This is a genomic window from Streptomyces sp. CNP082, from assembly GCF_059570535.1.
The window spans coordinates 12917-25033 of the sequence record NZ_JCANSZ010000005.1 but is presented as its reverse complement, the minus strand read 5'-3'; the positions used below and the strand labels follow the sequence as shown (position 1 = coordinate 25033).

The 12117-nt window shown below is 69.4% G+C and carries 4 protein-coding genes; 2 read left to right on the top strand and 2 right to left on the bottom strand.

Going from position 1 to position 12117, the window contains the following annotated elements; all coding sequences use genetic code 11:
- Positions 1 to 17: 17 nt before the first annotated feature.
- Both pglX and pglW read right to left on the bottom strand, forming a co-directional pair.
- Positions 18 to 3680, bottom strand: coding sequence for a BREX-2 system adenine-specific DNA-methyltransferase PglX (pglX, locus tag B124_RS05865; RefSeq protein ID WP_496501584.1), 3663 nt, complete (start codon positions 3678 to 3680; stop codon positions 18 to 20).
- Positions 3677 to 8209 carry a BREX system serine/threonine kinase PglW gene (gene pglW, locus B124_RS05860; protein WP_496501583.1) on the bottom strand — a complete coding sequence of 1511 codons (4533 nt, stop codon included), beginning with the start codon at positions 8207 to 8209 and terminating at the stop codon, positions 3677 to 3679. Before pglW ends, pglX begins: the two co-directional genes overlap by 4 nt.
- A gap of 255 nt (positions 8210 to 8464) precedes the next feature.
- On the opposite strand from pglW, the gene brxD reads away from it, so the two are divergent.
- Positions 8465 to 9787: a BREX system ATP-binding protein BrxD gene (gene brxD, locus B124_RS05855; RefSeq protein WP_496501582.1), complete on the top strand. Its 1323-nt coding sequence runs from the start codon at positions 8465 to 8467 to the stop codon at positions 9785 to 9787.
- Positions 9787 to 11925, top strand: a complete 2139-nt coding sequence (locus B124_RS05850; RefSeq protein WP_496501581.1) for a DEAD/DEAH box helicase — start codon at positions 9787 to 9789, stop codon at positions 11923 to 11925. Before brxD ends, B124_RS05850 begins: the two co-directional genes overlap by 1 nt.
- Positions 11926 to 12117 lie beyond the last annotated feature (192 nt).

Below are 12117 nucleotides of genomic sequence, written 5' to 3'. Positions count from 1 at the left end.
TCTGCCTCTGCCTCTGTTCACTTCGTCTTCTTGGCGCGTCCGCCGCGCGCCGCAGCCGCGGGCCGCCAGGCCCGGATGTCGTCGTCGGTCAGCCCCTGCTCACCCTGGAGGGCGAGCCGGAAGTCGTGGAACGCCTGCGCCGCCGACTGACCGAAGTCGGGGAGGTACTCGCCGTGCCACTGGTCCAGCCACGGCTGGAGTTCGAGCAGGGCGGCGAGGTACGGGGTGAGTTCGTCGGGCGTCAGCTCGCTCTCGTTGAGGTAGCCGACGATCGCCTGCGCCTGCTGGAGGTGGTCCCAGCCCGCCCAGCCGAGGAGCGCGGGGGTCTGGGTGTTGTGCGCGCCGTAGGAGGTGAAGCGCTCCTTGGGGACGTCGAGCTTGCCGCGCTGAGCCCAGAAGCTGGTGCGCAGGAAGTCGGCGGAGGTGTACTTGGGCGGCACGTCGGTCGCGGCCCTGATCTTCCGCTTCTCGTCCTCGGAGGCCGCGGCGTCCTCCGCACGCTGCTTCTCCCAGGTCCGCTCCCAGTCGGCACGCTTCTTCAGGCCGGCGGGCTTGTAGCGCAGGGCGGCGGCGGCCGGAACGTGCTGGTCGCCGACCAGCTCGGCGACGGTCTTCGCGAAGTCGGCGCGGGGCGCGTACAGGTTGAGGACGGCTGCGAAGTCGTCGTCCTCCTGGAGGCGGTCGGTCAGGCGGGGCAGGGTGATGAGGGTGGGCTGGTCGGCACCGTCGAACCACAGCTCGCGCTTGGCCTCGATCCGGTCGAGCAGCCAGGTGCGCAGGGCCCGCTTCTGCATGGCGTCCCAGCCGTCGGTGGCCCAACGCCGCTTGTACTCGGGGCGCTCGACCATGCCGATGGCGGAGTTCGACTCCATCCTCGCGATGCGCTGGTTGACGATGTCCTTGTACGCGGCCGGCCAGTGGTCGGGGAGTTCGGTGATGGGTGTGGAGTTGTGTCGCGTGAACCACTCGGAGGAGGCCTCGCCGCGCTCGATGGCACGGGCCAGCACGATCTCGAAGGCGCGCTCGCCGAGGGCGAGGGGCGGGACGTCGGCTGGGTCGGCGGGGCGGAGGTCGGTGTCGGTGAGGCCGTAGAGGGAGTAGACCTGCCAGTCCAACTCCTCCTGGAGGGCGATCATTTGGGCACGGGTGGCTTCGTAGGTGGAGCGGGCTTCCCGGAGGGAGGTGGGGGTGGGGGTGGCTTGGGCTGCTACGGCGCTGGGGGTGGTGGCGGCGAGTTGCTGGGCGGCGGTGTCCAGGGCGGTGGCGAATTGTGTTGGGTACGTCGGGGGGAGGGGGAAGTCCTGGAGCTTGGTGCCCGTGAACTCGAACGAGTTCTTCCATGCCTCACTGCCCATGGCTGCATATCCAGCGGCAACGCGCGCTCCACCACCTTCTCCCTTGTTATGGGACACCATTTGGAGCCAGAAAGCCGCAGTGGAACTGTTCAGCACGCCGAGCAGTCGCAGGTGCTCCTCCTCCGTGGCCCCCTCCCGCAGCTTGATCACGGGTGCGGTTCGAGTGAAGGCAATTCCCTCCCGGGAAAATGAGAAATGGTTGCCAGTCGCGACGAAGGCAAAGTTGATGGACCAGGTACTGGCCTCCAAATCCTTGGGGAGCTGATGCCACTGCCACCAGGAGCGCCCCTTACTGAAGTAGGTATCCCCTCCGGCAAGTGAACGGTTCCCCAGCTCGGTTCGCAAAGGCCATAGGAGTCTTCCAATGTCGGGCATCGACTCGATGTTGACTAGTTCACGTCGATCCGAGTACGGGTGAATGACGACATCACTCGGAGTTACGGAGAAATCACGGACCTGGTCGCCTACGCCAATGGGCTTGATGAAATCCGACTCAAGGTGCTTCGAGGTCAACGCGCGAGGAGGGTAGATCAATGCGTCATCTGCGTGAGTATCCCCGTAGAACCCGAACCGAACGGCGCGAGACGCGAGCTTGGAAGTACTGCTCTGAGTGACCTGGCTCAGGAGTTCCTTTCCCCCATCTGCCAAAATCCACGGAGCTTTAGCGAAGTAGCGCTCGCGCTCCAGATCCGCCACGGACACCCACTGGCTCTTGGAATCGGGCGCGTCGATCTGCTCGACGATCGCCCGCCAGACCAGCCCCTCCTCCGGATTCTCCGGAGCTGAAGGCTCCCCCTTAACCGACCGAACCGTACGAACAGTCGCCCCGCGCTTGCTGTACCCTCGCCGCGTCCCCACGAGAATAACCGTCGGCGTCCCGTGACCCGGAATGTACGCCCCGCTCGTGTCGATGACCTCCGTCAGTTCCACCTCATGCCCGAAGAACGACTCGATCAGCCGCGTGCCGAACTCCCGCTTCATGAAGGAGTTCGCCGTGATCTGCCCGACGCGGCCGTACCCCTCGCCCGTCTCCGCGCTTCCGATCTTCGCCAGCTCGAAGAATCGCTGTGCGAACGGCACCGACAACGCGTACGTCCCCTGGCAGGCGTCGTAGATCGACCGGTACAAGTCGTTGAGCTTCTTGTCCTTGACCGTGATGTACGGGGGATTTCCGACGACTACGTCGTATCGGCCGCGCTGCAGGATGTGGTCGAAGTCGTTGACGTCCTCGGTTGTGTACCGGAAATCGACCAGCGGGTCCGGCTCGTCCGCCTCTTCGAAGTCAAACGTGCCCTGCTCGCCGCGGATCTTCCGGTTACGGATCAGGCTGTCCCCCACCGCCAACTGCATAGGCCAGTCGTACCCCGCCGCTTCCCCTAACGTCCGCACCCCCGCCGCCGCCATCGCCGCGATCAGCAGCCGGAACCGTGCGATCGCCACCGCGAACGGGTTGATGTCCACGCCGTGCACCGACTCCAGTGCCCCGCGCACCCGCGCGTGCGCGTCCAGCTCCGGCCGCCGCTCAGCCCACTCTCTCACCAGCCGTCGGAAGGCGCCGAGCACGAAGTGCCCCGACCCGCACGTGGGGTCGATCAGCTTCAGGCCCTCGACACCACCCCGCTCCCGTACCACCGGCTTCATCGTCCGGTCGAGGATGAACTCCTCCACGAACTCCGGGGTTTGAAGCAGCGCGTAGTTCTTGCGCGCCGCCTCGCTCAGGTCCTGGTACAGGTCGCCCAGGAACCGGGTGTCCCACCCCCGCGTGCCGTCGCCGTCCTCCTCCAGCGGGTCCGTGAAGTCGTGGACCAGGACCGAAGCCCCCGCCTCGTCGTCGACCGTCCGCTGCCAGAAGTCCCGCAGCGCCCCGGCCCCCTCGTGCGAGAGGGGTATCTGCTTCAGCGGATTGTGGTCCGAGAACAGCAGCGCGCCCGCAGGCCCCTCCGCCAGCTCCTCGAAGGCCCGCTCGAACCAGCCCCGATACGTGGGGTCCTCCGTCTTGTCCACGTACTCGTCGTACCGCGCCTGCGCGACCTCGCGCCCGGCGATGTCCGGCGCCGTGATGTACGGCTCGGGCACCAGGCCGTTGTCCTCGACGAACCGTACGAAGACCGTCCCGAGCACCCACGCCACCGCCACCTGCGTGATCCGCTCATCGAGCCAGGACTGCCAGGTCGCCGCCGTACGGCCTACCCTCTTCGACGCGTCGTACTCGGCACGCAGCCGGTCCCGTACCGCCTCGTCCCGCTTCACCTGGCCCTCAAGGTCCGTCTCCGCCGCCTTCACCTGTGCCTGCAGGTCTGACAGCAGCGCCTTGCGGTCGATCACGCGGTGGCTCCTTCGAGAGCGGTCGGTTCGTGCATGCGGGTCCAAGACTTGGGAATGGGGATCCACTCCTGCTGGGCCTCGAGGTACGGAACGGGGCGTCCGGCGAGTTTCGGCACGGCGGTCTCGTCGTCCTGGGCGACAAGGACCCACAGGGGGCGGCCACCGCGCCGGGCGAGCGCGGTCAGCCGGTCGAGGACGTGCATGCCGTCGTAGCGGGCGAAGACGGCGGCATCGGCGAGGAGGACAGGGGCATCGCGGCCATCACCGGAATTCGGGGCCGGGGCCGGAGCCGGGGCCGAAGCCGCCAGCTCCCCTTCCAGCACCCCCTGCACGGCCTGCCACACCGCCCCCACCAGGTTGGTGAACCCCGTCGGACGCTGCCCGGCCGGAAGGACGTCCGCCTTCACCACGACCTCCCACGCCGGCATCGCGCGCCCGGGCGTGAGTTCGCCCCGCAGCCCTTCCAGGAACAGCTCGGTCACGGACACCGCCCGCGCCCCGTACCGGCGACGCAGCTCCCGTCCCGCCGCCGGGGCGCTTCGCGCGCGCACGGTCAGCACCCGGAACCCGTCGCGCCGCGCGGCGCCCGCCAGTTGCGCATCGGCCCGCGCCGCGGCCGACTCCGGGTCCAGCGGGCCGCCGGTCCCGGAACCGCTGCCGCTGAAGGCCGAGGTGTACGACAGGACCGCCTCGAATTTCCGGGGCAGGAACGCCTTTTTGTCGGCCGCGTACTTGAGGTCGAACCCCGCTTCGCGCAGCGCCTTGAGCAGTTCCTCGGGCCTGTCCTTCATCCCGGCGAGCGCCGCCAGAGCGGGGAAGCGGTCGTTGACGCGTTCGAGGACCTCGCGCAGGGGCAGCCCCGGCTGCTGCTTCTCGGGCAGACCCGGCAGGACCCGGACCAGACCCGCCTGAGTGAGCCGCAGGGCGCGGACGAGGCCCAGGTCGCGCGGGTAGATCTCAAGCCGCGGCGACAGCGCCGCGTTCTGGCTCGCCTGGGCGGCGAGGGTGGCCACGCGCCGGTCGTCCCAGGAGAAGTCGCCCTCGGGCAGCCTCACCGCGCTCAACTCGGCGAGGACCGTACTCGAACCCGGCAGGGAGTCCCGTCCCGCAAGCCGGTCCGCGGCGTCACCGAGCCGCTTCACGTAGCTGAGCAGCGCGGGCGCGGCCGGGGTGTCGGGTCCGTCCGCTTCGTTGTCCGGGTCGACCTCCAGCGCGAGGAAACCCGCGCGGCGTACCGGATCGGTCGCCTTGTACGGGGCGAAGTGCCGGAAAGCCACGTCGCCCGCGGACAGTTGCTGCTCGCGTTCGATCAGCGCGCGCAACACGGCGAAGGCGGCGGCCCGCCGTACCTCCGGGTCTCCCAGGGAGTAGCCGCGGGTGCCGAGCAGCCAGCCGGCCAGCGCGTCCACGGAGGCTACCCGGCCGAGCGTGCGAAGCTGCTCCAGAAGCGCCGCTCGCACCACCAGCAGGCCCTCATCCTTCACCCAGAGCTTGCGGAGCTTCTTCAGCTCTCTCGAGAACGTCGACTGGTCGGCGAACCCGACGACCTGCGTGGCATCCTTTTGCAGCGGCCACACCGGAAGGTCCGGCAGCGTCCCGTCGGCGCCGGGCGCGCGCAGCAGGTGCACGGCCACCTCGTGCAGCCGCTTCGTCCCGCCGGCAGCAGGCGGGACGATCCGGGCGAGGAGGTGGTCGATGTCCTGGACGTCGGGGACCCCCGTGACGATGTGCTTGAGATGCGCCTCGAGCGGCGTCCTCTCCTGCGGTGACGGCGACGGCTGCGGCTCGGGCTGCGAGCCGAGGCGGGCACGCCACTCCTTCTGCCGCCGCTGGATCTCCGTCCGCGTACGGGCACCGAGCCCCGGCCGGTTGATGAAGGTACGGCTGGCCCGGTCGAGGAACTCACCGACCGTGGTGAGCTTCATGTCCCGCAGGATCGAGTACGCGGACGGCGTCAGGCCCGCACGCACCAGAGGAGTGTCACGGGTGGCGACCTCGGCCAGTTGGTCGCGCAGCTCGGCGGTGTCGGCTTCGCCATCCGGTGCGGAGCTCTGCCCCTGCCGCCTCAGCGACTCGTGTCCGGCGCTGGCGGCCAGGCGTTGCGCGTCCAGGAACACCCGCTGCCAGGACGTGCGCATCTCCCGCAGGTCCTTGTGGCGCTGCTTCGCATCGCGGGCGAGCGCCTTGCGGAAGAACTCGGTGAGCCCGTCGCGCAGTTCGTCCTCGAAGCCCTCCGCGGCGATCGTCGGGTACGGCCACTCCTTCGGGTCCGTCATCCGCGGGGTGACGGACCCGTCGCCCCATTGCGGCAGCTCGTTCGAGGCCATCTGGTGCAGTGTCGCGGCGAGTGCGTACCGCTCCGCTGCGTCGTCGTACAGGTTCCGCATGACCGTGCCGACGAACGGGTCGCGATAGCCGACTGTGCCCGCGCCGGTCTCGCGGGCCGAGACGGAGGCCAGCGAGAAGTCGAGGAGGAGGGCCTGCCTGGTGCCGTTCGGACGGATCCGGATCGCGATGTTGTCCGGTTTGATGTCGCGATGCCAGACGCCCTCGCCCTCCAGGTAGTAGAGGGCGTTGAACAGGTTGTCGCTGTAGCGCTCCAGCTCGTCCATGGTGAGGCGGCCCTGGCGCCCCAGGACGCGTGCCATGGTCTCGTCCCGCGCGGTGCGGTCGTTGCGCTTGTCGTCGGCCTCGGCCTTGATGTTGCCTACGTACTCGGTGGCCAGGACCGTACGTCCGCCCACGGTGAACGTCCCCGGTACGAGCAGCCGGATGATGCTCGAGTCCCGCAGTCGGTCGAGAGTCTCCGCCTCGCGCTGCAACGCCTCCGACTTGTCGTCGTCGAGCGCCACCTTCAGTACCGCGAACGCGTCACTCTTCCCCTGCTGTTCGTCCAGCACCAGGAGTGCACGCGCCGTCGAGCCGGTACCGAGGCGGCGGCGCACTCGCCAGCGCCCCTGCAGGAGCGTGCCCGGCGGGACCTCAAGCGGGTCGGGGTCGTCGGCGGGCTCCTGCTCCGGCTGCTCCTCCTCCTGTACGGAGCCGGGCCTGAGGTCCTCCTCGACCGCCGCCAGCATTTCCAGGAAGTCGCTCACCGCGTCGAGCCGCCGGTCCGGCTGCTGAGCGGTGGCGGCGTCGATCAGGTCGTCGAGGAACGGCGGGATGCCGTCCCTGACCGCCGACGGGGCGAGCCGCTCGCCCCTCTCCGAGCCGGCCTGCAGCTCCGCACGGGTCGCGGCGGGAGAGCTGCCGGTGATGAGCAGATAGGCGAGCGTGCCGATGCCGTACACGTCCATGCGCGCCGGATCGGCCTTCGGGGCTGTCAACTCCGGTGCCAGATAAGGATCCGAGTCGTCGCCGACGCTCCCGTCCGACACCGTGGACGGCGCCAGGCTCACACCGCTCGAGGTGACCGTGCGCGAGGCTAGCTGCCAGTCGGATACTTGCATCAAGGGCTGCCGCCAGCGCTCCTCCTCGCTCAGTTCACGCCCGTCCGCACCCTGGTAGCGAGGGATGACATGGATCGAGCGCGGCGTGAGAGCACGGTGGTAGAGCCGCTTGGCGTGCGCGTACTTGATCGCCTCGGCGATCTGGCGGACGAAGGCGAGCCGGTCCTCCAGGTTCAGCACTCCACCCCACCGGTCGAGGAACTCGTCCAGGTGCAGCCGCTCGGGGTGGTGGTCGAAGGTGAGGGCCGGGCCCGCTTCATGGTCGGAGGGGTAGTAGTCCCGAATGCGCACCACACCGGGGTGGTGGATCCGCTTGAGTGTGTCGGCCTCCCGCCTCGCCGCCTCGACGAGTGCCTTACGCGCCTCGCTGCTCGAGTTGCGGGGCCGCAGATGGACCCGCACGCGCACGGTCTCGGACAACTGCTCGTGTCTGCCCGCGTAGTCGGCCCAGGTGACGCCCGTGTCGAAGGGCCGCTTGTCCAGGATGAACGGGCCGACCTTCGCCTCCCTGACCACCTGCTGGATACCGACCTGGGTGAGCGCCCTGCCGATGCCCGTGCTGGCCTGCGACGAGATCCGGAACCGGTCCTCGCGCGGCGGTAACCGGAGCTCTGCGAGGAGGGCCGGGACGCCGTTGTAGATGTGGGCGTTCAACTCGTGTGGCGGCAGCGCCAGGTCGAGGCCGTCCTCGGTGAAGCACACGCCCTCGGTGATGTACACCCTCGCGCCGTACCTGCGCAGCAGGGAAGCCAGTTCCTTGGACTTCTGGTTGGTGAGGCGCAGTGGGTCGCCGAGGCTCCTCCCGTACCCGCGTCGGTTCCCCGGCGGGATCTGCACCCACTGGCCGCCGCGCCGTTCCACCCGGCCGTGCAGACTCTTCAGCTCGATCATGTGCACGCCACCCGGCGTCACGACCAGGAGGTCGACCTCACGAACGTGACCCGTCTGGCTGACGAAGGTGAAGTTGGACCACGCCAGCCACGGACCGTCGTCCGGTAGAGGCGTGAGGATCCTCTCGAGGGCCGCCTGTTCGTGCGGGTACTCGGAAGGAGCGACGGCCGTCCAGCGACCCTTCTTCATCAGCCTGGCTCTCCGATTCCCCGCGCTCTGCCGTCAGGGCTGGCCTCGGTGGGTGGTTGCACCGGGCAGCTCGTGGCCGGCATCCCGGCAGGCCACCCTGACGGTTTGTTAGTTTGTCGGATTGTACGGGCGTGACCGCCGTCCCCCAGCCCTTTTCGGCTCATCCCGCCCAGGGGCTTGCGGCACTGCGATCGTGGTACCCAAGTCCTCGCGCAACACCGACTCCCGGGCAGCCGGAGGGTCGGGTTTGCGAGGATGGTGCCCGTGAATGACGTACGCGGTCAGGTCAGCGCCGTACGGCGGCGAAGCGTCGTGGACGCACTGCGGCGAGGGGCCGTGCCCGAGCAGGGGCTTGATCTGCTCGCGACCGGCCTCGACCGGTTCACCCCCGCTGTGGACGAGGAGCTGGAAACCGCCGCAGGCGGCGGCTCCGTCTTCAAAGCGGTGCGCGGCGAGTACGGCTCCGGCAAGACGTTCTTCACCCGGTGGCTCGCCGAGCGCGGCAAGGCCCGCGGGTTCGCCGTCTGTGAGATCCAGGTATCGGAGAACGAGACGCCGCTGCACAAGCTTGAGACCGTCTACCGGCGGCTCATCGAGCGGCTCGTCACCTCGGCCTTCGCGCCCAGCGCGCTGCAGCAGGTCGTCGACGGCTGGTTCTACGCACTGGAGGAGGACGCGCTCGCGGACGGAGTGGGTGAGGACGCTCTTGCCGATGCCGTGGACCGGTTGATGTCGGCGCGGCTCGCCGAGGTGTCCCGGCACGCACCGGCCTTCGCCGCCGCACTGCGCGGCTACCGGCAGGCGCTCGAAGCCGGCGATGACACGTCGGCCGCCGCCGTCCTCTCCTGGCTCGGCGGACAGCCGCACGTGTCCGCCGCGGCGCGCAAGACGGCCGGGGTGCGTGGTGACCTCGACCACTTCGGGGCACTCGGGTTCCTCCAGGGGCTCCTCACCGTCCTGCGTGACACCGGTCACGCCGGCCTCGTCGTCGTACTCGACGAGGTGGAGACGCTGCAGCGGGTCCGCTCCGACGCCCGCGACAAGGCCCTCAACGCGCTGCGCCAGCTCATCGACGAGGTGCACTCCGGCCGGTTCCCCGGGCTCTATCTGGTGATCACCGGCACCCCGGCCTTCTACGACGGGCCGCAGGGCGTGCAGCGACTCGCCCCCCTCGCACAGCGGCTCGCCACCGACTTCACGACCGACCCTCGCTTCGACAACCCGCGTGCCGTGCAGATCCGGCTGCCGGGCTTCACCGGGGAGCGCCTCGTCCAGCTCGGGCTGAAGGTCCGGGACCTGTACACCGCCGGAGCGGACGATCCCGTACGGATACAGGAGGTGGCCGACGAGGCGTACATCGACGACCTCGCCAAGGCAGTCGGCGGGCGCCTGGGCGGGAAGGTCGGCGTCGCCCCGCGGATCTTCCTGAAGAAGCTCGTCGGGGACGTCCTCGACCGGATCGACCAGTTCGAGGAGTTCGACCCGCGGGCCCACTATCAACTCACCTTGTCCGGGAGCGAGCTGACGGACATGGAACGCAATGCGGCGGCAGCGGACGACATCGGCCTGGAGCTGTGATGGAGCCGGACCGGGTGGACCGCCCGGATCCGGTGGACCGTCTGCATCCCGTGCTCCTGCACCACATCGTCAACACCCTCGGCTGGCCCGGCCTGCGGCCCCTGCAGAAGGCCGCCGTCGACCCGCTGATGGACGGCGAGGACGCCGTGCTGCTCGCCCCCACCGCGGGCGGCAAGACGGAGGCCGCCTCGTTCCCGCTGCTCGCGGCCATGGAGAACAGCCACTGGCAGGGCACCTCGGTGCTCTACCTCGCCCCCCTCAAAGCCCTCCTCAACAACCTTGAACCCCGCCTCGGGACCTACGCGGGATGGCTGGGCCGCACGGCGGGGCTATGGCACGGCGACACCAGGGAATCCGCCCGCAAGCGAATGCGGGTCGACAGCCCTGACATCCTCCTGACCACTCCCGAATCCCTCGAAGCCCAACTCATCAGCAAGAAGACCGACCACAAGCACATGCTCGGCGGGGTACGGGCCGTGGTCATCGACGAGGTGCACGCGTTCGCTTCGGACGACCGCGGCTGGCACCTGCTCGCCGTACTCGAACGCCTGGAGCGCCTCGCGGGGCGGCGCATCCAGCGCATCGGCCTGTCCGCCACCGTCGGCAACCCCGAAGACCTGCTGCACTGGCTGCAAGGGGCGCAGCCACACGAGCGCACGGGCCGCGTCGTCGCACCCGGCGTTCATCCCGAGGCACCCGGAGGAAGCGCCCCACCACCCGGCGACATCGAACTCGACTACGTGGGCTCCCTCGACAACGCGGCCAAACTCATCTCCCTCCTCCACGGCGGCGAAAAGCGTCTCGTCTTCTGCGACTCCCGCGCATCCGTCGAGGAACTCGGTGAGAAGCTTCGTCTCCGCGGCGTGACGACATACCTCTCCCACTCCTCCCTCTCCCTCGACGAGCGGCGCCGCTCCGAAGAAGCCTTCGCCGAGGCCCGCGACTGCGTGATCGTCTCCACCTCGACCCTTGAACTCGGCATCGACGTGGGCGACTTGGACCGGGTCATCCAGATCGGCGCCCCTGACACCGTCGCAGCCTTCCTGCAGCGCCTGGGCCGCACGGGACGGCGCACCGGAACCGTACGCAATGCCCTCTTCCTCACCACCGAAGAGCCCGCCCTCCTCAAAGCCGCGGCACTGCTCCTGCTGTGGGGCCGTCACTGGATCGAGCCCGTCGTCCCGCCGCCACAGCCGCGCCACCTCGTCGCCCAGCAGATTCTCGCCGCAGCCCTGCAGCAGCACACACTCGGCGACCGCACCTGGCACGAGGAGTGGAACGGTCTCGCACCCTTCGACAAGAGCGCGACGCCAATCATCAAGTACCTGGTCAGCGGCGGATTCCTCGACACCGACGGAGGGCTCCTCTTCATCGGCCCCCAGGCCGAGAAGCACTTCGGCCGCCGCCACTTCATGGCCCTCACCGCGGCCTTCACCGCCCCGCCGCAGTTCACCGTCTACTTCGGCCGCAAGGACCTCGGCACCATCGACCCTCGGCTCCTGCTGGAACAGCATGAGGGGCCGCGCCTGCTGCTCCTCGGCGGACGCAGCTGGCAGGTCGGCCACATCGACTTCAACCGCAGACGTGCTTTCGTCGAACCCGCCGAAGGCGGCGGCCGCGCCCGCTGGGACAGCTACGGGCTCAGCGGCCTCTCCTTCCCACTCACCCGCGCCATGCGCGACGTACTCCTCGGCGCGGACCCGCCCGCCCGCCTCACCCGACGCGCGCAGGCACGCCTCGCCGAACTCCGGGAGAACCGGGCCTCGCACGTCGACGCACGCGGGACGCTCCTACGCCGCGAGGGCGACAAGCTCGAGTGGTGGACCTGGGCCGGCTTCCGCGCCAACGCCACCCTCATCGCATCCCTCGGGGCCCTCGCCGACCCCGTACAACAACCCGACGACGCCCGGATCCGCCTCAATACGGCAACGACACCGCAGAGTTGGCAGGCCGCCTGCACCGCCCTCGCCCACCACCTTGTCCTGCCTGACGTCAACCCCCGTGCTGTGCAGGGCCTGAAGTTCTCGGCCGCCCTCCCCGAGCACCTCGCCGCACGCACGGTCGCCGCTCGCCTGGCGGACTTCGACGGCGCCCGGTCCGTCCTTGACGAGGCCGTGCGCTGGGAGACCTGGCAATAGCCTGCCGAAGCCTTGACGTGAGTCCCCATGGGAGCCACCGGCGCTGAGCCAGGAAGGCCGCACGGAACACGCCGCGGCACGTGCTCGTCCCCCGCTGGTGGGACGCCACCCTTTCGGGGCGGTGCTCTGCGACGGCCGAGCGACCGGTCCGGGCGGATGCGCGCGGCGCTCCGACCTCGCCTCGCCCCCCGG

Bases quoted from the DNA above. Each gene is read 5' to 3' on its own strand.
- pglW (WP_496501583.1), bottom strand. From the start codon at position 8,209: ATGAAGAAGGGTCGCTGGACGGCCGTCGCTCCTTCCGAGTACCCGCAC.
- brxD (WP_496501582.1), top strand. From the start codon at position 8,465: ATGGTGCCCGTGAATGACGTACGCGGTCAGGTCAGCGCCGTACGGCGG.
- B124_RS05850 (WP_496501581.1), top strand. From the start codon at position 9,787: ATGGAGCCGGACCGGGTGGACCGCCCGGATCCGGTGGACCGTCTGCAT.